This is a genomic window from Thioclava sp. IC9 (genome assembly GCF_002213225.1).
Lineage (GTDB): Bacteria > Pseudomonadota > Alphaproteobacteria > Rhodobacterales > Rhodobacteraceae > Thioclava > Thioclava nitratireducens.
Genome location: NZ_NBNX01000005.1, coordinates 105,682 through 129,712 on the forward strand (window position 1 = coordinate 105,682; position 24,031 = coordinate 129,712).

At 64.2% G+C, this 24,031-nt stretch carries 19 protein-coding genes and 1 tRNA gene; 14 read left to right on the forward strand and 6 right to left on the reverse strand.

Features of this window, described 5'->3' with window-relative positions; genetic code table 11:
• Positions 1–5: 5 nt before the first annotated feature.
• The 5 genes from B6V76_RS14155 to B6V76_RS14175 all read left to right on the forward strand — a co-directional run bounded on the left by B6V76_RS14155 (position 6) and on the right by B6V76_RS14175 (position 5,963).
• A tRNA-Pro gene (locus B6V76_RS14155) sits at positions 6–82 on the forward strand.
• A 523-nt stretch (positions 83–605) separates the two neighbouring features.
• Positions 606–4,265, forward strand: a complete 3,660-nt coding sequence (locus B6V76_RS14160; protein ID WP_088727748.1) for a vitamin B12-dependent ribonucleotide reductase — start codon at positions 606–608, stop codon at positions 4,263–4,265.
• Between the two features lie 129 nt (positions 4,266–4,394).
• Complete coding sequence (locus B6V76_RS14165; protein ID WP_075775644.1) at positions 4,395–4,640, forward strand: hypothetical protein; 246 nt, start codon at positions 4,395–4,397, stop codon at positions 4,638–4,640.
• Between the two features lie 272 nt (positions 4,641–4,912).
• A complete protein-coding gene (locus B6V76_RS14170) occupies positions 4,913–5,527 on the forward strand; it encodes an HD domain-containing protein (protein WP_240497872.1) in 615 nt (204 codons plus the stop codon).
• A 94-nt stretch (positions 5,528–5,621) separates the two neighbouring features.
• A complete protein-coding gene (locus B6V76_RS14175) occupies positions 5,622–5,963 on the forward strand; it encodes a zinc ribbon domain-containing protein YjdM (protein WP_075775641.1) in 342 nt (113 codons plus the stop codon).
• Positions 5,964–6,419: 456 nt separating this feature from the next.
• On the opposite strand, the gene B6V76_RS14185 is transcribed toward B6V76_RS14175, so the two are convergent.
• Entirely contained in the window at positions 6,420–7,445 is a 1,026-nt protein-coding gene (locus B6V76_RS14185; protein WP_166504602.1) for an SH3 domain-containing protein, read from the reverse strand.
• A 74-nt stretch (positions 7,446–7,519) separates the two neighbouring features.
• Positions 7,520–8,911 (reverse strand): oligosaccharide flippase family protein, encoded by a 1,392-nt coding sequence (locus B6V76_RS14190; RefSeq protein WP_166504603.1) that lies wholly within the window; start codon positions 8,909–8,911, stop codon positions 7,520–7,522.
• Positions 8,912–9,109: 198 nt separating this feature from the next.
• Here B6V76_RS14190 and B6V76_RS14195 point away from each other — a divergent pair, with 198 nt between their 5' ends.
• The 5 genes from B6V76_RS14195 (at position 9,110) to B6V76_RS14215 (ending at position 16,043) form a co-directional block, all read left to right on the forward strand.
• Positions 9,110–10,348: a Coenzyme F420 hydrogenase/dehydrogenase, beta subunit C-terminal domain gene (locus tag B6V76_RS14195; RefSeq protein WP_088727752.1), complete on the forward strand. Its 1,239-nt coding sequence runs from the start codon at positions 9,110–9,112 to the stop codon at positions 10,346–10,348.
• On the forward strand, positions 10,345–11,508 hold the full coding sequence (locus B6V76_RS14200; RefSeq protein WP_088727753.1) for a polysaccharide pyruvyl transferase family protein: 1,164 nt from the start codon (positions 10,345–10,347) through the stop codon (positions 11,506–11,508). Before B6V76_RS14195 ends, B6V76_RS14200 begins: the two co-directional genes overlap by 4 nt.
• Entirely contained in the window at positions 11,508–12,368 is an 861-nt protein-coding gene (locus B6V76_RS14205) for a glycosyltransferase family 2 protein (RefSeq protein WP_088727754.1), read from the forward strand. The genes B6V76_RS14200 and B6V76_RS14205 overlap by 1 nt, the downstream gene beginning before the upstream one ends.
• 133 nt (positions 12,369–12,501) lie before the next feature.
• Positions 12,502–14,643 carry a right-handed parallel beta-helix repeat-containing protein gene (locus B6V76_RS14210; protein ID WP_088727755.1) on the forward strand — a complete coding sequence of 714 codons (2,142 nt, stop codon included), beginning with the start codon at positions 12,502–12,504 and terminating at the stop codon, positions 14,641–14,643.
• Positions 14,643–16,043, forward strand: a complete 1,401-nt coding sequence (locus tag B6V76_RS14215; protein ID WP_088727756.1) for an O-antigen ligase family protein — start codon at positions 14,643–14,645, stop codon at positions 16,041–16,043. Before B6V76_RS14210 ends, B6V76_RS14215 begins: the two co-directional genes overlap by 1 nt.
• Here B6V76_RS14215 and B6V76_RS14220 read toward each other — a convergent pair.
• The 3 genes from B6V76_RS14220 to B6V76_RS14230 all read right to left on the reverse strand — a co-directional run bounded on the left by B6V76_RS14220 (position 16,040) and on the right by B6V76_RS14230 (position 19,427).
• Positions 16,040–17,023, reverse strand: coding sequence for a glycosyltransferase family 2 protein (locus B6V76_RS14220; RefSeq protein ID WP_088727757.1), 984 nt, complete (start codon positions 17,021–17,023; stop codon positions 16,040–16,042). The genes B6V76_RS14215 and B6V76_RS14220 overlap by 4 nt on opposite strands.
• Before the next feature lie 11 nt (positions 17,024–17,034).
• Entirely contained in the window at positions 17,035–17,595 is a 561-nt protein-coding gene (gene ilvN / locus B6V76_RS14225; RefSeq protein WP_075775634.1) for an acetolactate synthase small subunit, read from the reverse strand.
• A gap of 86 nt (positions 17,596–17,681) precedes the next feature.
• A complete protein-coding gene (locus B6V76_RS14230) occupies positions 17,682–19,427 on the reverse strand; it encodes an acetolactate synthase 3 large subunit (RefSeq protein WP_088720194.1) in 1,746 nt (581 codons plus the stop codon).
• 549 nt (positions 19,428–19,976) lie between these two features.
• Between B6V76_RS14230 and B6V76_RS14235 the strand changes: the two genes are divergently transcribed.
• The 4 genes from B6V76_RS14235 to B6V76_RS19990 all read left to right on the forward strand — a co-directional run bounded on the left by B6V76_RS14235 (position 19,977) and on the right by B6V76_RS19990 (position 22,814).
• Positions 19,977–20,549, forward strand: coding sequence for a TRAP transporter small permease subunit (locus B6V76_RS14235; RefSeq protein WP_075775632.1), 573 nt, complete (start codon positions 19,977–19,979; stop codon positions 20,547–20,549).
• Positions 20,549–22,300 carry a TRAP transporter large permease subunit gene (locus B6V76_RS14240; protein ID WP_075775631.1) on the forward strand — a complete coding sequence of 584 codons (1,752 nt, stop codon included), beginning with the start codon at positions 20,549–20,551 and terminating at the stop codon, positions 22,298–22,300. The genes B6V76_RS14235 and B6V76_RS14240 overlap by 1 nt, the downstream gene beginning before the upstream one ends.
• A gap of 76 nt (positions 22,301–22,376) precedes the next feature.
• Positions 22,377–22,547, forward strand: coding sequence for a hypothetical protein (locus B6V76_RS19985; RefSeq protein WP_166504604.1), 171 nt, complete (start codon positions 22,377–22,379; stop codon positions 22,545–22,547).
• Positions 22,548–22,646: 99 nt separating this feature from the next.
• On the forward strand, positions 22,647–22,814 hold the full coding sequence (locus tag B6V76_RS19990) for a hypothetical protein (RefSeq protein WP_157771598.1): 168 nt from the start codon (positions 22,647–22,649) through the stop codon (positions 22,812–22,814).
• A 76-nt stretch (positions 22,815–22,890) separates the two neighbouring features.
• Here B6V76_RS19990 and B6V76_RS14250 read toward each other — a convergent pair whose 3' ends face one another.
• Positions 22,891–24,003, reverse strand: a complete 1,113-nt coding sequence (locus tag B6V76_RS14250; RefSeq protein ID WP_075775630.1) for a TRAP transporter substrate-binding protein — start codon at positions 24,001–24,003, stop codon at positions 22,891–22,893.
• Positions 24,004–24,031 lie beyond the last annotated feature (28 nt).

Sequence of the window (24,031 nt, forward strand, 5' to 3'; positions counted from 1 at the left end):
GGCGTCGGGGCGTAGCGCAGCCTGGTAGCGCGTCTGTTTTGGGTACAGAAGGTCGTGAGTTCGAATCTCGCCGCCCCGACCATCCCTCCAAATTGCCGATTCCGGCCCTGACTACATCTAGTGGCAGGTCTTGATTGTGGCACTAGCGACACGATCCGCGAATTTGCCCATTTTTTGCGCAAAGCCGGCGCGGCTATCCACAAGATATTGCGTGCTGTGGATTGAAATTCCCAGATGAGCCGCAAACGCGCGGGAATCCTCAATGAAATTTGGCCCTTATTGGTGCCGCAGCGCGGCGTCCTAGCGTTAACCAAATGTGGAGGAATCGTGCAGTCCGCTTCCCTTGGGGCCGGTCAACTGAAAAATGGACTGACTCAAGGTGAAAGTTTCGTTGACGGCTCGGTGCGCCTACGGCAGGTTGTGTGGTGTCGGAGGCCAACCCACCAGATGTAGTGGAGCCTAGGGCCAAGGGACAGATTTCGGACATTGCACCCCCGAATCCGGGGCGCGCAGCCCTCGCGGTGTCGACTGCGAGGCCCGGGCTTTCTGTTCTCTGCGGCTCCCGCCGACACCGGATTTGACTGACTGCAAACGGGGACAGGGCAATGAAGATCGAACGCAAGTTCACCACCGACGAAACCGGCGCCTACGGCGCGCTGGAGTTCACGACGACCGCATCCGAGATTCGCAATCCCGACGGCAAGGTGGTGTTCCGCAACGAGTCGGTCGAAGTGCCCAGCGGTTGGAGCCAGGTCGCCTCGGACGTTCTGGCGCAGAAATACTTCCGCAAGGCCGGCGTCCCGGCGGCGCTGAAGAAGGTCAAGGAAAAGGGCGTGCCGGAATTCCTGTGGCGCTCGGTTCCCGATGAAGAGGCGCTGGCCCAACTCCCCGAAGAGGCGCGCTTCACGGGCGAAAGCTCGGCCAAGCAAGTGTTCGACCGTCTCGCCGGTGCCTGGTGCTATTGGGGCTGGAAGGGCGGCTACTTCACCACGGAAGCTGATGCGCAGGCTTACTATGACGAGATGCGCTTCATGCTGGCCGAACAGATGGCCGCGCCGAACTCGCCGCAATGGTTCAACACCGGCCTGCACTGGGCCTACGGCATCGACGGTCCCGGTCAGGGCCACTTCTATGTCGATCACAAGACCGGCAAGCTGACCTCCTCGACCTCGGCCTACGAGCATCCGCAGCCCCATGCCTGCTTCATCCAGTCGGTCTCGGACGATCTGGTAAAAGAGGGCGGGATCATGGATCTCTGGGTCCGCGAGGCGCGCCTGTTCAAATACGGCTCGGGCACGGGCACCAACTTCTCGAGCCTGCGCGCCGAAGGCGAGAGCCTCTCGGGCGGTGGCAAATCCTCCGGCCTGATGGGCTTCCTCAAGATCGGCGACCGCGCGGCGGGCGCGATCAAGTCGGGCGGCACCACGCGCCGCGCCGCGAAGATGGTGATCTGCGACATGGATCACCCGGATATCGAGGAATTCGTCAACTGGAAGGTCATCGAAGAGCAGAAAGTGGCCTCGCTGGTCGCGGGCTCCAAGCTGCATGAGCGTGAGCTGAACGGCATCTTCACCGCGATCCGCGAATTCGACGGCTCCGACGAGACCTCGGTCGATCCGACTCAGAACGAGGCGCTGAAAGCCGCGATCAAATCCGCCAAGCGCGTGATGATCCCGGAAACCTACATCAACCGCGTGCTGCAATATGCGCGGCAGGGCTACAGCTCGATCGAATTCCCGACCTACGATACCGATTGGGACTCGGAAGCCTACGTTTCGGTCTCGGGTCAGAACTCGAACAACTCGGTCCGCGTCACCAACGCTTTCCTGAAAGCGGTTAAGGACGATGCCGATTGGGAACTGATCCGCCGCACCGACGGCAAGGTCGCCAAGACCGTGAAAGCCCGCGATCTGTGGGAGCAGGTCGGCCACGCCGCCTGGGCCTGCGCCGATCCGGGCATCCAGTTCCACGACACCGTCAACGAATGGCACACCTGCCCCGAAGACGGCGCGATCCGCGGCTCGAACCCGTGCTCGGAATACATGTTCCTCGACGACACGGCGTGTAACCTCGCATCGATGAACCTGCTGACCTTCTACAAGGACGGCAAGTTCGACGCGGAAAGCTACATGCACGCCACCCGCCTGTGGACCGTGACGCTGGAAATCTCGGTGCTGATGGCGCAGTTCCCCTCGAAGGAAATCGCGCAGCGCAGCTACGACTTCCGCACGCTGGGCCTCGGCTATGCCAATATCGGCGGCCTGCTGATGAATATGGGTCTGGGCTACGACTCGAAAGAGGGCCGGGCGCTGTGTGGCGCGCTGACCGCCGTGATGACCGGTGTCTCCTACGCCACTTCGGCCGAGATGGCGGGCGAGTTGGGCGCGTTCCCGGGCTACGAGAAGAACTCGAAGCATATGCTCCGCGTCATCCGCAACCACCGCAACGCCGCTTACGGCAAGACCGATGGCTACGAGAGCCTCGAGATCAAGCCGGTCGCGCTCGATCACAAGGGCTGCCCCGATCAGGAACTGATCGCGCTGGCCAAACAATCCTGGGACGAGGCGCTGGCCCTGGGCGAGCAGCACGGCTACCGCAACGCGCAGGTGTCGGTGATCGCGCCAACCGGGACGATCGGTCTGGTAATGGATTGCGACACCACCGGGATCGAGCCGGACTTCGCGCTGGTGAAATTCAAGAAGCTTGCAGGCGGCGGCTACTTCAAGATCATCAACCGCTCGGTGCCGGGCGCGCTCGAAACGCTGGGCTATAGCTCGGCGCAGATCGAAGAGATCATCGCCTATGCCGTGGGCCACGCCAGCCTTGGCAACTGCCCCGACATCAACACCACCGCGCTGATCGGCCACGGCTTCGGCCCGCGCGAGATCGAGAAGGTCGAGGCCGCGCTGCCGACCGCCTTCGATATCCGCTTCGTCTTCAACCAGTGGACGCTGGGCGAGGAGTTCTGCACCCAGACGCTGGGCATCCCGGCCGAGAAGCTGAACGATCCGACCTTCGACATGCTGCGTCACCTCGGCTTCACCAAGAAGCAGATCGACGCCGCGAACGACCATGTCTGCGGGACGATGACGCTGGAAGGCGCACCGCACCTGAAGGACGAGCACCTGAGCGTGTTCGACTGCGCCAATCCCTGCGGCAAGAAGGGCAAGCGCTACCTCAGCGTCGAGAGCCACATCCACATGATGGCTGCCGCGCAGAGCTTCATCTCGGGCGCGATCTCGAAGACGATCAACATGGCGAACCACGCCTCGATCGAAGACGTGAAAGCAGCCTACGAGCTCAGCTGGTCGCTCGGGATCAAGGCCAATGCGCTCTACCGTGACGGATCGAAACTGTCGCAGCCGCTGGCTGCCGCGCTGGTCGAGGATGACGAGGAGGCCGAGGAAATCCTCGCCACCGGCTCGACCCAGGAAAAGGCCGCCGTGCTCGCCGAGAAGATCGTCGAGAAGGTGCTGGTCAAGGAGATCGTCCGCAGCCACCGCGAGAAGCTTCCGGAGCGTCGCAAGGGCTACACCCAGAAGGCGGTCGTGGGCGGTCACAAGGTCTATCTGCGCACCGGCGAATACCATGACGGCACGTTGGGCGAGATCTTCATCGACATGCACAAGGAAGGCGCTGGCTTCCGGGCGATGATGAACAACTTCGCGATCGCCGTGTCGGTGGGCCTGCAATACGGCGTGCCGCTGGAGGAGTTCGTGGACGCCTTCACCTTCACCAAGTTCGAACCGGCCGGGATGGTGCAGGGCAACGACTCGATCAAGAACGCGACCTCGATCCTCGACTACGTGTTCCGCGAACTGGCCGTGTCCTATCTCGACCGCACCGACCTTGCGCATATCAAGCCGCAGGGCACCAGCTTCGACGATCTGGGCGGTGGCGAGAACGAGGGCAAGCGCGCCGACGGCAATGTCGAGCCGATGTCCGAGAACGCTTCGAAGTCGCTCGAAGTGCTGCGCCAGATTTCCTCGACCGGCTATCTGCGCAAGCGCCTGCCGCAAGAGCTGATGGCTCTGCAGGGCGGCGTGGAAGTGGTGACTTCGCAGATGCCCGCGCAAAGCGCGCAGGCCCGTGCCTCCAGCTCCACCGCGGTCTCCTCGGGCTCGGTCCAGATGGATGCCCGCGCCAAGGCGAAGATGCAGGGCTACGAGGGCGAAGCTTGCGGAGATTGCGGCAACTACACGCTGGTGCGCAACGGCACCTGCATGAAGTGCAACACCTGCGGGGCGACCAGCGGTTGCTCTTGAGGGACAGGGGTCTCGGTCTGGCGGCCGGGGCCCCGACGACGACGGCGCGGTCCGGTCTGTCCGGGCCGAGGGAAGACGGGCGCGGCCCGAGGGACAGAAACGACCGCCAAAGGCGGCAAGGAGCGGAAATTGGACCTGATCGTCGGCAATAAGCGGGTGACCCCCAAAACGACGCGCCGCATCCCTGGTGGCATCGAGGCCGAGCTGGTGGGCGAGGGGCTGACCTCGCTGATCGACGCGACTTTCACGGGCACCGAGATCGCCTGCCTCGGCGGCGACCTCGATCACCACGCGCTCGACGTGACCGATATCCGGATGGGCGGCGGTGCGACCACCGTCACCCTGATGACTGCGCGCGAGATGGCGCTGCACTGAGCGCCGCCGTGCGCAACAACGAGATCCGGGGCGGGTGCGCTCGTCCCAGACGCCGAGAAGGCCCAGGCGAGACTAAAAACAGCTCGGGCGGTAAACTAATGAGCCTGATCGGCGAAACTGGCCCTCTCCGCCCCCCGGAGAGGGCCTCTTTCCGTTCGGGGTGAAACTGGAAGGTGCGGCCGCGCTCTGGCCATTTTCGCCATCCCGCGTCACGATGTCCGGTGTGGCCCGAGGCGGCCGAGGAATGAAACCCGCAACCGGAAGGACCGCAGATGACCTCATCCGGACCGACAGTCTCCTTCACCCAGATGAAAGACGGCACCCGCGAAGATTACGAACTGCTCGAAGAACTGGAGAAGCCCTTCCTTGCGGGAACGGCGGATCGGTTGTTGCGCGAACTCGCCGCGCAGGCGGAGGAGACGCTGTCGGGCTACCAGATCACGCGGCTCGAACACGGGCTGCAGGCGGCGACCCGGGCGCGGCGGGACGGGGCGGATCTTGACTGGATCGTGGCGGCACTGCTGCACGACATCGGCGACCGGCTCGCGCCCCAGAACCACGACCGGATGGCGGCGGAAATTCTGCGGCCCTATGTCCGCGAGGAGGTCTCGTGGGTGGTCGAACATCACGGCATTTTCCAGATCGCCTATTACGGCCATCACTACGGTTGGGACCCGGAGGAGCGCCAGAAATTCAAGGACCACCCCTGTTATCGCAGCTGCGAGCAATTCTGCGAGCGCTGGGATCAGTCGAGTTTCGATCCGGCCTATCCGATGGACCCGCTGGAGAGCTTCGTCGAGGACGTCCGCGAGGTGTTTTCCCGCAAGGCCTATGCGCCAGAGGTCCTGCGCGCTGGCGAGGTTCACGGCTTGCCCGATCCAGCCTGAGCGGGCCGGAGCCGCACAGATCGCTTCCCGCTTTTTGTCGCAGGAGAAAGATTTTTCTGGCGATAACAGGCGCGCGAGACTAAGGGCATGACCCATGAGCGATACTTTGCCCCCGTGCCCCGAATGCAACTCGTCCTTCACCTACGAGATGGACGCCCTGCTGATCTGTCCCGAATGCGGCCATGAATGGTCGGCCTCGGGTGACGCGGATGCGCCCGCGGAGGTGCGCGACGCGGTGGGCAACGTGCTGAACGACGGCGACACGGTGACCGTGATCAAGGACCTCAAGGTGAAGGGCTCCTCCTCGGTGGTGAAGGTCGGCACCAAGGTGCGCGGCATCCGTCTCGTCGACGGCGATCACGACATCGACTGCAAGGTGCCCGGCATCGGCCAGATGGGGCTGAAGTCGCAATTCGTGAAGAAGGTTTCCGAGTAAGCCTCCTCATTGTCGCGTCGCGACCCAGGTGCCGCTGCACCCGTCGACGTTTTGATAATCCCCCACGAGGCGCCCTTTGACGAGGTGCCCCTTGAGTGAGCCGACAGAGCGCGTTCGGAAGTAGAAATTCCCGACGATCCGGTCGGCTCCGACGACTTGCCCGGTTACCCTGTAGGAAGCTCCGTAGGTGTTGGTGGCCTGGCCCGAAACCCGGCCGTCCCGGATGAATATCCCGCCGTAGCCCGGCGTGCAGGGCCGATCCATCACACGCATGCTCTGAGGGGTGTACCTACCGACCCAGTGCCCGTCGAGCGGGCTTGGCCGTCCGTCGGGTGGCTCTGGAACGCAGGCTGCGAGCGCGCTCAGGGTCACGCCCGCCAGGGCCGCGGTGGCGGCCCTGCGTGTGAGTGTCGTCCTCTTGGTCATTGGATTGTCCCTCCGGGTTTGCGCCCGCGCTCACTCGATCCCGACGATCATCGTGAAGGGGGCAGGGGCGTCGCCGATATTGTACACCGTGATCCGGTTTTCGCCGTTGAGCCAGAGCTGTCCGCGATAGTCGCGCCTACCGCCGCGGCTCTCGTAGAGAAGCTGGCCGTCCGGGGTGAAGATGTTGAAATGCACCGCAGGCGAGCCTGTCTGGAGCTGTGCCGTCAGGAACTGCTTGGCCCGCGCGCCGAGCCGGTAGTTGACCGCAGCGCCGGGGTCGAGGGTCGATCTCAGCACCGCGCCGCTCGTGCCGGGGGCGAACTGGACCTGCTGATCGCGGGTCTCGGGTTCGGCCACGCGCGGTGGCGGGGCAGAGCCTTCTCGCAGATAGCGTCCTGCGACCCAGCCGGTCAGAGAGCCTTCGGTGGCCGCGACCTGGCACCATCGCTGACCCTCGGCCATTCGGCAGCCCATGTTGCGCAGGATCGCCCCCTCGGGGAACCGGCCGAGGATCGTAGCCCCGGTCGAGGGCCTCGCGCGCAGGTTCAGCGGATCGTTGATATCGCCGGTCTGGACCTGCCAGAAATCCGGCCCGCCCTGCAGCCCGTCGGCATAATCACCCTGCACGATGGCGCCGGTCTTTCCGGTGATCCCGATCCGGATGTCGAAATTCGCAACCTCGTCGCGCCGCGCCGCCGAGCGCATCATGTAGACCGAGATCTTGTATGTCCCCGAACTCGGCAGCGTGCCGGTGTAGTGGTTCAGCTCGGGCGTGAACTGGCTGTTCATGATCGCCTGATCGCCGGGCCCGCTCCCAGGGCCGTAGAGGTTGAAATACGTGGCGGTGTGTTTCGTGGACAGCTTGATATCAATCGTCTGACCGGCCTCGGCGCCGATCGTGTAGATCACGCTGTCATAGCCCTTGATGCGATCGCTCAGAACCGCGTTATCCGCTCCGGCTGAGAAATACACCGGAACCTCGCGCATCTCCTCCGCGAGGGCAGGCGTAGCGAATGAGAGCGCCGCGACGAAGACATAACCCAGAAATCGGTTCATACCGATCCTCCATCTTTGGTTTATGGCGCGCGTCATCGGAGAGTGTAGCACGAAAATCGTACAGAGGCGCGGAGTCAGGCAGTGCCGATCTGCGGGCGTCCGAAATAGGCCCGCAGATGGGGCAGGGCGACAAGTTGCGCCGCGATCAGGAGCAGCGCGATCGGCCAGATCAGCAGCGTGCCGGGCGCGGCAAGTGTAATCAGCGGGATCGCGACCAGCACGAGTGCGGTCGTCAGCGCAGCGCGGCCAACCTGTGGCAGCGCCATGACCCGCGACAGCCGCCAGAGCGCCACGCCGAGACCGATCGCCTCGCCCGTGACCCCGAGCCAGATCACCGGCACGACCGAGCCGGTCTGGGCAAGCGCCCAACAGCTCAGCGGGAGAACCGCGATCCGGGGCAGGTTCCCCCAAAAGCCGTTATCGGTCTGCCCCGCCGAGAGCGCGACCGTGCTCGGCCCGTTCTTGATCGCGCGGAGCGCGTTCATAAGCGCGAAGGGGATCAGGAGCGGCAGGAGGCTTGCATATTTCGTCCCCAGAAGGGCGGTGACGACGAACGGTCCGATCAGGACCGTGCCCAGCAGGAGGGTCGATCCGGTGAGGAACATCCCCTCGAATGTCGCCCCGGCAAGCTGGCGATGCGCGGAGGCGTCCGCACGGCCATGTGCGACCGAGAGTTTCGGTAAAAAGAGGTTCTGCACCGACTTCGCGCCAATCAGCGTGGGCGTCAGCGTCAGTGTCATGCCCATCGCGAAGACCGCCAGCGCCTCCATTCCTGCCAGTCGCCCGACGATGATCTTGTCGCCCTGAAAGACGAGATACATCAGGGCCGCATTGGCCAGAAGCGGCGCGCCGAAACGCAGGTTCGCGCGCATCTCGGCGCGGTCGAGGCGCAGGCGGTAGCGGCGCTCGGCCATCAGGTGCGAGACCAGAACCCCGAGGGCTGCGTGCAACAGGATCGCCCAAAGCGCCACCTGCCAGTCGTCGAAGAGACGCGAGAGCGGCCAGATTGCGATCAGCGCGGCCAGTGCGGGCAGGGCGCCTGTCAGCAGCATCGGGCGATAGTGGCCCCTGCGCTGGGCGCGGTGGATGTCGAAATGCTGCGCCGCCGTCAGGAGCGGTACCAGCGCGAGCCAGCGATAGGCAGATGCGGCCTCCGGGATCGCGAGGAAGTCGGCGATCGGCCCCGCCAGCACGAACAGCGCCGCCGCCGCGATCACGCCGCGCAGCAGTTGAAAACCTTGCAGTGCGGCCTGAAACGCCGGGTCGTCGCCGCGCTTCGACTGCACGATCTGCTGCTGCAGCCCCAGCGTCGAGCCCATCTCGATCACCGCCATCACCATCGCGAAGGTCGCGGCCACGCCGTAATCGGCGACCGGGATCAGCCGCGCGATTACGAGGTTGCGCGCGAGCATCAGCGCCGAGGTGGCGGCGTTCCCGCTAAGGATGAGGATCGCGGTGCGAAGCATGTACTGTCCGATATGGGGCGGGGTTTGGCCGCCCGCGCATGTTTTGCGCCCATAATCCCGCCCCGGGTACCGCTTGGTCAAGCGCGGCATTACGGCTGTGGCCTGACGGCCACGTCAACCGAGGTCTCCGGCGGTGTGCCGCCTTGCCAGATTCCCGGCTTTGCTGTTCAACTTCGTGAAAAAGCAGAGCGGCCGAGCATGACCCATCACAGCCATTTTCCGACACCATCGAGCGATGCGCTCTCGCAAGTCGCTGCGGGTGATCTCTGTGCAGGCTGCGGGCTTTGCGCGGCGGTCGCGCCTGACGAGATCGCCATGGCTCCGGATACGCGCGGCTTCCTGCGCCCGCTGCAAAGCGCCGAGATTTCCGCCCGCGCCGAGGCCGCCATCGCCGCCTGTTGCCCCGGCTTGGGCCAGAGCGCGCAGCGCGTCGCGCCCGGAGAGGAGCCGCTCTGGGGGCGGTTCATGGAGATGAAGAGCGGCCATGCCACCGACCCGGACCTGCGCCACGCAGGCGCTTCGGGCGGGGCGCTCTCGGCGCTGGCGCTGCATCTGCTGCAATCGGGTCGTGTCGATGCCATCGCCCAGATCGAACCCGACCCCGAGAAGCCGATCGGAAACCGGATGCGGCTGAGTACCACGCGGGACGAGGTTCTGGGGGCGGCGGGTTCGCGTTATGCGCCCTCGGCCCCACTGGCCGATCTGTCGTCGCTGATCGCGGATGGACGGCGCTTCGCGGTGATCGGGAAGCCTTGCGATGCGGTCGCACTGCGGGCGCTTGTGGCGCGCGATCCGAAACTCGCGCGGACTTTCCCGGTGATCCTGTCCTTCTTCTGCGCGGGCGTTCCCGGCGCGGAGGGCGCGCGGGAGTTGCTGGCGGAGATGGGCGCGCCCGAGGATCAACTGACAGGCCTGCGCTATCGCGGGAATGGCTGGCCGGGCAAGACGGTGGCCACGCTGCATGATGGCGCCACCCGCGAGACGAGCTATCACGCGGCCTGGGGCGGGGTGCTCTCGCGCCATGTCCAGCATCGCTGCAAGATTTGCGCTGATGGCACCGGGGTTGCCGCCGATCTGGTCTGCGCCGATGCGTGGGAAGCCGATGACGAAGGCTATCCGCTGTTCGAGGAGGCGCCGGGGCGCAGCCTGATCGTGGCGCGCACGCGGCTCGGCGCGGACATTCTGAGGGAGGCCGAGGCGGCAGAGGCGGTTGAGACCGCGCCGTTCGATGTGGCGGAACTCGCCGCGATCCAACCCGGTCAGCGCGAACGCCGCCGGGCCCTTTTCGCGCGTCTCGCGGCGCTCAAGCTGATGGCACGCCCGATCCCGCGCTATGAGGGGATGAACCTGCGCGCCTGCGCCTTGCAGAACCCCGTGACGCGGAACCTGCGCAACTTCGCAGGCACGATGCGCCGCGTCTGGCGAGGACGGATATGAGCCGCACGCTGCGCGTCTGCCTGATCTTCCACTCGACGCGCTCGGACAATCTTGGCGTTGGCGCACTGACCGTGTCGGAGATCGCCCTGCTGCGCGATCTGGCCACGAAAGCGGGGCGCGAGATCGCGATTACCGTGCTCGACTGGAAGGACCGGCGCGCGCCCTATGTCGCGGGCGATGACCTGCGGCTGATCGAGGTGGATGGCGCGTTTCTGAAATCGCCCAAAGGGTTGTGGGCCGAAGTTAAGGCAGCCGATCTGGTGATCGACATTGGCGGCGGCGACAGTTTCGCGGACATCTACGGCACCTCGCGGCTGGTGAAGATGTTCTGGATGAAGTTCGCCGCCCATCTCGCGGGCACGCCTTTGGTGGTCGCGCCGCAGACCGTGGGGCCGTTCACCAAGGGCTGGTCGAAGCGGCTGGCGCGGATGAGCCTCAACCGTTCGGCTTTGGTGGCGGTGCGCGACGAACGCTCGCGCGCGGCGCTGGACGATCTGGGCTATCGCGGCGCTCCGGTTCTGGCCTCCGATCTGGCGCTGCGGCTGCCTTTTGATCCGCCCGCGCCGCGTGATGGTGGGCCGGTGCGCGTCGGTCTCAATGTCTCGGGGCTGTTGATGGCGGGGGGCTATCACGGGAGCAATGATTTCGGGATGGCGCTGGATTATCCCGCGCTGATCGCGCGCGCGATCGACTGGTTCAAGGGGCAGGGAGCGGAGGTCCATCTGGTCCCGCATGTGATCGTGCCCGAAGGCCCGATGGTGATCGAGGATGACCTGCGCGCCTGTGAGACGCTGGCGGCCGAGCATGACGCGATCTGCGCGCCTGCCTTCGCAAGCCCCTCCGAGGCCAAGAGCTATATCGCCGGGCTCGATTTCTTCACCGGGGCGCGGATGCATGCCTGTATCGCGGCATTTTCGGCGGGTGTCGCGGTGGTGCCGCTTGCCTATAGCCGAAAGTTCGCGGGGCTGTTCGGAGCGCTTGGCTACGATCACACGGTCGATGCGACCACGGCGGATGCGGATACGGTGATGGCGGCGCTGGAGCGAGGGTTCGCCAATCGCGAGACGCTGGCCGCAGAGGCGCAATCGGCGCTGGCGCGGGGGATCGACCGGCTCGCCGCCTATGACGCGGCGCTGTTAAACCTGATGAAGGCGCTGTGATGGCCGAGGCCGCGATCATCATCCCGCATTTCAACGATGTCACGCGGCTCATGCGCTGCCTCGAGACGCTTGCGCCGCAGCTCGATGCGCGTTGCGAGTTGGTCGTGGTCGACAATGGTTCGACCGATGATCTGGCCCCCGTCCGCGCGGCCTATCCCGACCTTCGGATCGTCACCGAGACCAAGAAGGGCGCGGCAGAGGCCCGCAATCGCGGCGTGGCGGAGACGACGGCGGAGCGGCTGTTCTTCATCGACAGCGATTGCGTGGCCGACCCGGACTGGATCGCGACTGCCTTCGACGTGGCCGGGCAGGGCGATCTGGTCGGCGGGCATGTCTTCGTCTTCGAAGAGACTCCGCCGCCGCGTTCCGGCGCGGAGGCGTTCGAGACCGTCTTCGCATTCGATTTCCGCCGCTATATCGAGGAGAAAGGCTTCTCCGGCACCGGCAACCTGCTGACCCGGCGCGATGTTTATGAGGCCACCGGCCCCTTCATCGCCGGGCTGTCGGAGGATCTGGACTGGTGCCGTCGGGCGACCGCGAAGGGGTATTCTCTGGTTTATGCAGAAAGGCTGCGCGTGGGCCACCCGTCGCGGCAGGATTGGGCGGCGCTGTCGCGCAAATGGCGGCGCCTGACCGAGGAAGGCTTCGGCGTGAATGGCGCGAGCTTGCCCGCGCGGCTGCGTTGGGGCGCGAAGGCGCTGTTGATGCCGGTGTCGATACTCGCCCATCTGCCGAAGGTCCTGCGCCATCCCGAGCTGAACGGTGCGACCGAGCGTCGCCGCGCGGTGGGGACGCTCGCAAGGCTGCGGCTCGCGCGGATGGGCTGGATGCTGCGGCAGGCGATTTTCGGGCGGCTTTAGCGGCGCGAAGGCCACAAAGGCGACGTGAAAAGTTAAATCTGGGTTAAAGCGCTTGCTGCCTTGATCGCCCTCACGCTAGCGTGACGTCAAGACATCAGAGCCGCAAGAAGCGGCCCGGAACAGGCAGGCAGCGATGGAGCAGATCGCATTCACCACGAGGCATGCGGCCCGCGTCGGATGGCTTGGGCTTTTGGCCGTCGGATTTGTCATGCTCGGCGCATGGCCCGCAATGGCGCGCGATTGGCAGGTCTCGGATACGGAAGCACTCGCGCGGATCGGGGCGAAGCTGGAGCCGGGCGATACGGTCCTGATCGCGCCGGGCGACTATGACGCTCTCGAGCTGCGGGGTATGGCGGGGCGCGAGGATGCGCCGATCACCTTTCGCTCTGCCGATCCGGGCAACCCGGCGGTGATCGCGCGAATGGACCTGCAGGAGGTCAGTCATGTCGTGATCGAGGCGGTGATTTTCGACTATCGTTACGCAGAGGGAGACCGGTCCAACACGCGCCCGTTTCAGGTCTTTACCACGCGCAATCTGACAATCCGCAATGTAGTGTTCGACGGTGACCTCGCGCCGCCCGATCCCGAGTTGATCGAGCAGGGCCCGCTGCCGACTGCTTTCGGCCTCGCCGTGCGCGCCTCGACAGGGATCAGGGTCGAGAGCTCCGAGTTCCGACGCTTCTATCGTGGCGCGATCTTCACCGATTGCACCGATCTGAATCTGGTCGGCAACGATATCCACGACATGCGGATGGACGGGCTGAACTTCGCCCAGATCGAGCGCGCCGAGATCGCGGGCAACCACATTCACGATTTCCGTCGCGCGGTCGCGTCCGGCGATCATGCCGACATGATCCAGTTCTGGACCGCAGGCACCGAACGCCCCAGCCGCGACATCGCGATCCGGGGCAATCTGCTCAATTCCGGGGAGGGCGGCTTCACCCAGTCGATCCTGATGCGCAACGAGCTGGTCGATCGCGGCAAGGCCGGGGCGGAGATGTTCTACCGCAACGTCGAGATCAGCGGGAACGTCATCATCAACGCCCACCTGCACGGGATCACTTTGGGGGAGGCGGACGGCGTGAAGATCGCCAACAACACGCTCATCCATGATGTCTATTCCGAGGGCGAGAAACGCGATCCGGTTCTCTGGATTCCGCAGATCCGCGTGGCGCGCGACGCCCGCGCCGTCGAGATCGCCCGCAATGTGGTGAGCGAGATCGCAGGGCCTGCGGGGCAGCCCGACTGGAGGGTACGGGACAACCTGCTGATCCAGGACGTCACGCCGCAGCGGGCGGGCTATTACGACGATATTTTCGTCGCCGCGCGCACCGGTGCGCCGCGTGAGATCGCGAATTACGCCTATCTGCCGAGTGGTCCATTGGCCGGGAGCGGGATCGGTGCGCCGATGCTGGATATCCTCGGCGGTCCGGATGCGTTCCAGCCGGTCATGCGGTTTGCCCGCGGCGAGGGAGGCGGCACGACGCTGCAATTCGATGCGCGCGCGAGTGTGCTTCCCGAAGGCGTGGACCCCGCCGAGGTCGCCTATGAATGGCAGATCGACGGGCAGGCCAGTCTCGAAGGTTCGCAGGTGCCGGTGGGCTTCCGAATGCCGGGTCGGCACAAAGCGACCCTCTCGCTCACGCTGCCCGATGGGCGGAGCGCGCAGAGCACCGGCTACGTCATGGTCCGCGACGACCGTATCCTCAGCTACGATCCGCAACTGGGCCGGGTGATCTCGCATGCCGGGTCGCAGCCGAAAGTGCTCGACTCGATCCCGCTCAGCCCCGGCGCGTTGGAATTCGGGCTCGGCGGGGGCGCAGTGGTGATCCCGCGCGAGATGGTCGCCCCTCTCTTCGGAGCAGATCGCTTCTCGCTGCATATGAGCCTGCGAGCGATGGGCGATTACAAATCCGCGGGAGAACTGTTGCGCCTGCATCAATCGCTGATCGTGCGGGTTACCGGGCGCGGTACCTTCGAGGTCGAGTTCTGGCCCGAGAGTGGGCAGCGGCTGTTCCTTCGCACCAAACGCGTGCCGATCTATGACGGAAAATGGCACGACATCACCTTCCGCTACGCCTCGGAGGATAGTCTTTTCGAGGTGCTGGCGGGCGAGGAGGTGATCGGCAAAGGCACCGTCTCGGGGCGGCTCAAGCCGATGGAATATTGGGGCCTTGCGCTGGGCAATCCCTTCGGCAAGGGCAGCTTCCACGGCGAGCTTGAAGCCCTTGATCTGATCGCGAGCCGCCCGGCGGTGAGCGGGGCGATGCGCTGATGCGCGCCGGGGCGATCGGTGGCACCATGCCGGAGCATGCGCGCCCGACACGCCGTGCGGGTGGGCGAAACCGCATTGCCGAGACCGCCGCGCTCGCGACCGCGAAACTGCCGTGGCCGGTGCTGCTGTTCGTGCTGTCGATCCTGCTGCCCTTCAAGTTCAACCTCGGCTCGCTTGCGATCACCGGAAGCCGTCTCGTGCTGATGTTCTTCATCCTGCCCGCCTTCGCGCGGGTCTTCAGCGGGCGCGCGGGGCGGATATTGCCGGTGGACTGGCTGTTCCTGTTCCATGCGCTGTGGCTGTCGGTCGCGCTCGCGGTCAACAACCCGGATCGCGTCATTCAGCAAGCGGGCTCGGTGGGGCTCGAGGTGCTGGGAGGCTACCTGATCGGGCGCGCCTATATCCGCTCGCGCGAGGATTTCGCGGCGCTGGGCAAGGTGCTGATCTGGTCGGTGCTGATCCTGACGCCATTTTCGCTTTACGAGACCAAGACCGGCACGACCCTGATCCCGACGCTGATCGACAAACTGCCGGGAATGAGCACGATCACCCACAACTTTCAGGAGCCGCGCTTGGGGCTGGAGCGTGTGCAGGGCCCCTTCGCCCATCCGATCCATTTCGGGCTCTATTGCTCGGTCGTCTTCGCCTTCGCCTTCGTGGCCTTCGACGGGATCAAATCGCTCGGGTGGCGGGTGGTGGCGAGCGGGATGATCCTGCTCAACGGCTTTCTTGCGCTTTCTTCGGGCGCGCTTCTGTCGCTGCTGCTGCAACTGGGGCTGATCGGCTGGTATATCACCTTCGTGCGGATCGAATGGCGCTGGTGGCTGCTGACGGGGCTCTTCGCTTTCGCCTATGTCACGGTTGACCTGCTGTCGAACCGCTCGCCGATCATGGTGTTTCTCAGCTACGCGACCTTCTCGGCCCATACCGCCTATTGGCGCACGATCATCTTCGAGTGGGGGCTGAAGAATGTCTGGGCCAACCCGGTCTTCGGGATCGGCCTGAATGACTGGGTGCGACCGTGGTACATGTATTCCGGCTCGATGGATAATTTCTGGCTCGTGATGGCGGTGCGCTATGGCATCCCCGGCTTCCTGCTGGTCACGAGCGGCTATGTCTGGGGGCTGTTCAAGGTGATGTTCCGGGATTTCAGCGGCGATACGCGGATGCAGAATTTCCGTCGCTCCTGGGTGTTCACCTTCGCGGGGATGACCTTCACGCTCTGCACCGTCTATGTCTGGGAGTCGATCTACGCCTTCACCTTCTTCCTGTTCGGCGCCGGCATGTGGATGCTGACCGAAGCGGTGAAAGAGCGGGCCGACGCCCCCGAGGACGCGGCGCGGCCTGAGGCGCGTGCCACCAGCTACACGCGGTTTGCACAGAGTCATCGGCGGGATTAACGGCCGATCTTTGCCCGTGCCTCCGGGCTGAGCGCGGCCAGAACCGGATCGGGCGGTGCCATTCCGAAGAAACCCCGCAACAGGGCCGCGGCTTCCGCTCCATGCCCCTGCGCCCGCAATTGCGCGGCTTTGGCAAGCGACCACGCCGCGCCGCCGATCAGCCCGGCGGGGAAATGGCGGCGCAGGAACATCGCGCGTGCGCGATGCTTGAAATATTGCGAGAACGGCGAGGCGACCGAGCCCATCCGCTGCGAGCCGATCGCCGTGCCCGCAACGTGATGAACGATTGCGCCTTCGCAATAGGAGATCGGCAGATTGCCCCGGCGCAGCGCCCAGTCGACCTCTTCGTAGTAAAGGAAATAGTCCTCCGTCATCGGCCCTGCACGCTCGAGATGGGCGCGGGTGGCGACGAGGCTCGCGCCGGTGACGAAGTCGATGTGCTCCGGGTCCGGAGCAGGGCTGTCCGCGGGGGCAAACTGGTTCAGGTTATGGGTGATCCCGGTGCGCCGGTCGATCACTCCGCCGTCAATCTGGATCGTATCGGGCGCGTCACCATAGACCACCCGATGCGCGATCATCGCGGCGCCTCGCGGTCCGGGATCATGCGAGGCGAGGGCGGCAGGCGTCTCGGGCGGCACCACGCAATCGGGGTTGAGCAGCCAGAACCGGTCGAGCGCGGGATTGGCCGCGAGCCCTGCCAGCCCCAGATTGACGCCCGCAGCAAACCCGCCGTTGGCCCCCGCCTCGATCAGCGCGATGCCGTCCTGACCCGCCTCCGCGGCCCCCATCAGATCGGGGACGGCTGAACGGATCACCTCGACCGTGTCATCGGGCGAGGCATTGTCGACTACCACCACATGCAGCGCAACGCCGGTCGCCGCCCGCAGCGAGGCGAGGCAGGCCGCGATCACGTCCGAAGACCGATAGGTGACGATGACGACACCCAGAGCAGGATCGGTGGCGGGACGCGGCTCGGCCATGTCGCTCGGGCTCAGGCCCCGCGCGACAGCGCTGCGACCCCGGTGCGGGCCACTTCGGCCAGACCCAGCGGGCGCATCAGATCGGCGAAAGCGTCGATCTTCTCGGGCGTGCCGGTGATCTCGAAGACAAAGCTCTCCAGCGTCGAGTCGACCACATTGGCGCGAAAGATCTCGGCCAGACGCAGCGCTTCGATACGCTTGTCGCCGGTCCCCGCAACCTTGATCAGCGCCAGTTCGCGCTCGACCGGATAGCCCTCGACGGTCAGGTCCTTCACTTCGTGAACCGGCACGATGCGGCCCAGCTGCGCCTTGATCTGGTCGATCACGTTCTCGGTGCCGCGGGTGACGACGGTGATCCGGCTGCGATGGCCCTTATGGTCCACCTCGGCCACGGTCAGGCTGTCGATGTTGTAGCCGCGGCCCGAGAACAGCCCGATCACACGGGCCAGAACCCCGGCCTCGTTATCCACGATCACGGCGAGCGTATGGCTGCGCTCAATCTGATCGTGGCTGTCGCGCAGGTCGTAAGCGGAATGGCTCGAGGAGCCTTTCTTGATTTTCAGAGCGGCCATTGCCTCTCTCCTTTTCCTAGTTCGGACCCGATCTTCGGCTTGGTCCAAATATCCCGGGGGTCCGGGGGCAGAGCCCCCGGCGTCGCTCACACCAGCGCCGCGCCTTCCTTGAAGACATCGGCATCGGCCGCCAGCAGCATCTCGTTATGCGGCTTGCCGGACGGGATCATCGGGAAGCAGTTCTCGTGCTTCTCCACGAGGCAGTCGAACAGCACCGGGCCGTCATGCTTGATCATCTCCATGATCGCATCGTCGAGATCGGCGGGGTCGGAGACCTGCATCCCCTTCCAGCCGAAGCTCTCGGCGAGTTTCACGAAATCGGGCAGGCTTTCGGACCAGCTGTGCGAGTAGCGCTCGCCATGCAGCAGTTCCTGCCACTGGCGGACCATGCCCAGACGCTCGTTATTGAGGATGAACTGCTTCACCGGTACGCGGAACTGGGTCGCGGTGCCCATCTCCTGCATGTTCATCAGCCAGCTCGCCTCGCCTGCCACGTTGATCACGAGGCTCTCGGGATGGGCGATCTGCACGCCGATCGAGGCCGGGAAGCCATAGCCCATCGTCCCCAAGCCCCCGGAGGTCATCCAGCGGTTCGGATCCTCGAAGCCGAGGAACTGCGCGGCCCACATCTGGTGCTGACCCACCTCGGTGGTGATGTAGCGATCCATGCCCTTGGTCAGCTCTTCGAGACGCTGCAGCGCATATTGCGGTTTGATCGTCTTTTCCGAGTTGGTGTAGGCGAGGCAGTTCACCTTCTTCCACTCGTCGATCTTCTTCCACCATTTCTCGATCGCGGGCTTGTTCACCTTGCGCCCGCGCGATTTCCAGACCTTGAGCACGTCTTCGAGCACATGGCCGATGTCGCCGAGGATCGGCAGGTCGACGGCGATGATCTTATTGATGGAGGAGGCGTCGATATCGACATGCACCTTCGTCGATTTCGGCGAGAAGTCCGCCACGCGGCCGGTGATACGGTCGTCGAAGCGCGCGCCGAGGTTGATCATCAGGTCGCAGCCATGCATCGCAAGGTTGGCTTCATAGAGGCCGTGCATCCCGAGCATGCCGAGCCAGTTCTTGCCCGAGGCAGGGTAGGCGCCCAGACCCATCAGCGTCGAGGTGATCGGGAAGCCGGTCGCGTCGACAAGTTCGCGCATCAGCTGGCTCGCGGCAGGGCCCGAATTGATCACGCCACCACCGGTATAGAAGACCGGCTTCTCGGCGGTTTCGATCAGCTCGACCAGCTTGGTGATCGCGTCGAGATCGCCTTTCACCTGCGGCTGGTAATGGTCGACCTTCGCGGCTTTCGGCTCGCAGTAAGTGGCCACCGCGAATTGCACGTCCTTGGGCATGTCGATCAGCACCGGGCCGGGGCGGCCCGAGGTCGCCACGTGGAAAGCCTGATGGATCGTCTCGGAGAGTTTCGCAGGGTCTTTCACCAGCCAGTTATGTTTGGTGCAGGGGCGGGTGATGCCCACCGTGTCGGCCTCCTGGAAACCGTCGGTGCCCACGAGGAAGGTCGGCACCTGACCCGACAGCACGATCAGCGGGATCGAGTCCATCAGCGCGTCGGTCAGCCCGGTCACCGCATTGGTCGCGCCCGGGCCCGAGGTCACCAGCGCCACGCCCGGCTTGCCGGTCGAACGCGCATAGCCTTCGGCCATGTGGATCGCGGCCTGCTCGTGGCGGACGAGGATGTGACGGATGTCGTTTTGCTGGAAAATCTCGTCATAGATGGGAAGGACCGCGCCGCCGGGATAGCCGAAAATTACCTCGACCCCGTGATCCTTCAGCGCCTGAACCACCATCTTCGCGCCGGTCATCTGCCGTGCCATATGCTCACTCCATCCTTGCGCGAGGGCCACGCCGCCCGCCGCTACCTCTCAAGCGTCCAATCGTCCAATAAAAAGCCCCCGGCTTTGAGGCGGGGGCGCATGGGAACCTTCATGGTCTAACCGTTACCGGCCCATGCGCTTGGCTCCTACGACGACAAGAAGAATCGCATCCATTGCGGATCCCTTTCGGACTGCTTTGCGCGGACATTATGAGCGGGTGCAGGAGGCGTCAATGCCCAAACGCTGAATAAAATGTCGCGAAGGGAGGAAATTTCTTCCCGATTGTTGCGCATCGCGACCTGTGAGTCGCAACTTTGACAAATCATAAGCGGCATGCGACGCGGGTGCCGCTAGGTCAGTCGCATCAAAGTGATCCCGTTGACGCTTCGTCAGTCGCCAGGTCGGCGCTGGGGAGCGATGTTTTTAGGTCGATCTGGTCAAGTGAACAGACCAGATAGGGCCTTAATTGCTTGACCTTTCGCCTCCACTCGGCCAATCACGGGCAAAGCCTCGGGCAGGCTTTCGGGACAAAATTAGGGAGGAAGTGAGATGGGCGCTTTGCTGGCCCTTTCACGCGCGATCGACCGGATAAACGAGACCATCGGCAAGGCGGTGTCGTGGCTTATTCTGGTGTCGGTCCTCGTGAGTGCGACCAACGCCATTGTACGCAAAGCCTTCGACATGTCGTCGAACGCTTGGCTGGAATTGCAATGGTATCTTTTCGGCGCGGCGTTTCTGGGCGCTGCCGCTTACACGCTCAAGCAAAACGAGCATATCCGCATCGACATCATCTATGGTGCGTTCTCGCGGAAAGTGCAGCACTGGATCGATCTGCTCGGGCATATCTTCTTCCTGATGCCGTTCGTCGTGCTGATGCTGTTCAAGCTGACTCCCTTCGTGATGATCTCGATCCGCTCGGGCGAGATGTCGACGAATTCGGGCGGTCTGATCCTGTGGCCGGCCAAGCTCCTGCTGCTGATCGGTTTCTGGCAGCTGTTCTTCCAGGGCGTGTCCGAGATCATCAAGAAGATTGGCGTGATGCGTGGGTTGATCGCGGATCCCCATGCCGACAGCGCGGGCCATCACGGCCATGATCCCATCGCCGAAGAGGAGGGTCTGTAATGCTCGAGCTTATTGCTCAGAACATGGCCCCGATCATGTTCATCTCGCTGATCGTCTTCCTGCTGATCGGCTATCCTGCGGCCTTCGCGCTCGCGGCCAACGGTCTTTTGTTCTTCGTCATCGGCGTTGAACTGTCGGGTTATTCCGGCGGGACGATCAATCTTGACTGGCCGTTGTTGAATGCGATGCCGCAACGGTTCTACGGGGTCTTGTCGAACGAGACCCTACTTGCCATTCCATTCTTCACATTCATGGGCATCGTGCTCGAGAAATCGGGCATGGCCGAGGATCTCCTCGACACGATCGGTCAGTTGTTCGGTCCGGTGCGCGGCGGTCTAGCCTATGCGGTGATCATCGTGGGCGCGCTTCTGGCGGCGACCACGGGCGTGGTCGCGGCGTCGGTGATCGCTATGGGCCTGATCTCGCTGCCGATCATGTTGCGCTACGGCTATGATCGGAAGGTGGCCACAGGTGTCATTGCGGCGTCTGGGACACTGGCGCAGATCATTCCGCCTTCGCTGGTGCTGATCGTTCTGGCTGACCAGCTGGGTGTTTCGGTGGGTGACATGTACAAGGGCGCGCTGATCCCCGGTATGGTGCTGACCGGCATCTACCTCGGCTACGTGCTCGTGATGTCGATCATCAAGCCGAAGTCGATGCCGGCCCTGCCGAAAGAGGCGCGTACGCTCGGCTCGGGTGTGATGTCGCTCCTTGTCGCGCTGGCAGGTGCGGTCGCGGTCTTTATCTTCGCCGAGAAGTATTTCGAGGCGAGCGGGTCGAGCGTCAACAACTCCGAGATCCTGGCTGCCGGTGCGGCCGTGATCGTCGTCTATATCGTGGCCTTGCTCGACAAGGCGCTGAAGATCAACCTGATGAGCCGTCTGGCTCAGCAGGTGGTCATCGTGCTGATCCCGCCGCTGGCGCTGATTTTCCTGGTGCTGGGCACGATCTTCCTGGGTGTTGCGACCCCCACCGAAGGCGGCGCCATGGGCGCGGTCGGCGCGCTGGTGCTGTCGGCGGTCAAGAAGCGTCTGACCTTCCCCGTCGTGCGTGACGCGCTGGCGGCGACGACGCGCCTGTCGGCCTTCGTGCTGTTCATCCTGCTGGGCGCGCGGGTCTTCTCGCTCACCTTCTACGGGGTGAACGGGCAGGTCTGGGTCGAGCACCTGCTGACCTCGCTTCCGGGTGGCCAGTTGGGCTTCCTGATCGTGGTGTCGTTCCTTGTGTTCTTCCTCGCCTTCTTCCTCGATTTCTTCGAGCTGGCCTTCATCATCGTGCCGCTTCTGGCGCCTGCCGCGCAGGCGCTGGGGATCGATCTGATCTGGTTCGGCGTGATCCTGGGCGTGAACATGCAGACCTCTTTCATGCACCCGCCCTTCGGCTTCGCGCTGTTCTACCTGCGTTCGGTCGCGGCCAAGGTGCCCTATATCGACAAGGTTACCGGCAAGAAGATGGAGCCGGTGAAGACCTCGCAGATCTACTGGGGCGCCATTCCCTTCGTGTTCATCCAGGTTGCGATGATCGCCATCGTGATCGCCTTCCCGGCCATGGTGATGCACTACAAGGGGCCGCAGGTTGATCTGAAGGACGTCGAGATCAAGCTGCCCCAGATGCCGGGCATGGGCGATGGGGGCGGCCTCGGTGGACTGCCGTCTCTGGCGCCGCTCGGTGGGTCGACCTCTGGCGGGTCAAGCTCGGGAAGCGCGGCTCCGGGCGGGCTGCCCCCGCTTCCCACACCGGGCAGCAACTGATCGACCGTAAAATGAAAGATCGGGGCGGCCTTCAGGGGCCGCCCCTTTTTTATAGAGAGAGAATGGAGGGCGAGGGATGCGGTATCCTCTTCTGGTGATTTTCGGGGTTTCGTTGCTTGCGCTGGCGGGCTGTGGTGAGACCAAGGAGCAGCGGGCGGCGACGGGTGGCGTGGCCGGTCTCGTCGTGGCGGGCCCTGTCGGAGCGGTCGTCGGGGCCGGGCTAGGTGTGGTGACGCGCAGGAACTGACGAGCAGCCTTTCGCGGAGCTTGGGAACCGCGAAAGGCGTCTCGGCGTCTTGTCCTTGAGAAGGTCGCGCGTTGCGGCTGCTATCGAAAGGACGAGAAGATGCGAATTGCGACGATTGTGATGGCGGGCGGCCTGCTGGTTTCGCTCGCAGCCTGTGGAGATACCACCACCGAACGCGCAGCCACTGGCGGCGTCGGCGGGCTTGTCGTGGCCGGACCCGTAGGCGCCGTGGCAGGCGCGACGGCAGGGGCCGCGACCACGAAGTGAGGTCGGGCCGCACCCGGATCGAAAAAGGCCCCGGGGCGCGAACCCCGGGGCCTTCTCGTTTCACGCTGGGCGTGGTTCAGATCTTCAGATTGCCGGCAGCCTGCTGGCGCATCATGAAGTAGTCGAAGTTGAACTCCGACAGCTGCCACCAGCCATAGGCGTCGTTGCGGAAGCTGAACTGGCTGTCGTAGATCTTCTTGAACGCCTCGTTCGAACTGTTGATCTCGTCGTAGACCTCGTTCGCGGCGTTGAAGCAGGCTTCGAGGATATCCTGGCTGAACGGACGCAGCTGTGCCCCTTGGCCGAGGAGCTTCTTCAGCGCGGTCGGGTTCTTGTAGTCATAGGACGCCATCATATCCGAGTTCGCCGCCTGCGTCGCTGCCTGCAGTGCGACCTTGTAGGCCTCGGGCAGTTGCTCGTAAGCGTTCTTGTTGAACATGGCGTGCAGACAGGCGCCGCCTTCCCACCAGCCGGGATAGTAGTAATAGGGTGCGACCTTGTAGAAGCCGAGCTTCTCATCGTCATAGGGGCCGACCCATTCGGTGGCGTCGATCGTGCCTTTCTCGAGCGACGGGTAGATGTCGCCGCCGGCGATCTGCTGCGGCACGACGCCGAGCTTCTCCACGACCTTGCCGCCGAAGCCGCCGATCCGCATCTTGATGCCCTTGAGGTCTTCGGGCGTGTTGATCTCCTTGCGGAACCAGCCGCCCATCTGGGCGCCGGTGTTGCCACAGGGGAATGCGGTGATGCCGTAGTTCGCGTAGAACTCGTTCATCAGGTCATTGCCGCCGCCATAGTAGAACCAGGCGTTCTGCATGCGCATGTTCAGGCCGAACGGCACTGCGGTTGCGAAGGCGAAGGTCGGATCCTTACCCCAGTAGTAGTAGGACGCGGTGTGGCAAGCCTCGACGGTGCCGTTCGACACCGAATCCATGGCCTGCAGGCCGGGCACGATTTCGCCCGCCGCGAAGACCTGAATGTTGAATTTCCCGTCCGTCATTCCCTTGACGTAATTCGCCATCGTCTCGGCGGCGCCGTAGATCGTGTCGAGCGATTTGGGGAAAGACGAGGTCATGCGCCACGTCACGGTAGGGGTTTCTTGCGCGATAGCAGGTGCGGCGAGTGCGCTACTGGCAGCTGCGGCTGCCCCGCCAAGCGCACCTTTGCGCAGGAAAGAACGACGATCCATATGGTTTCCTCCCAAGTCGTGGATGTCT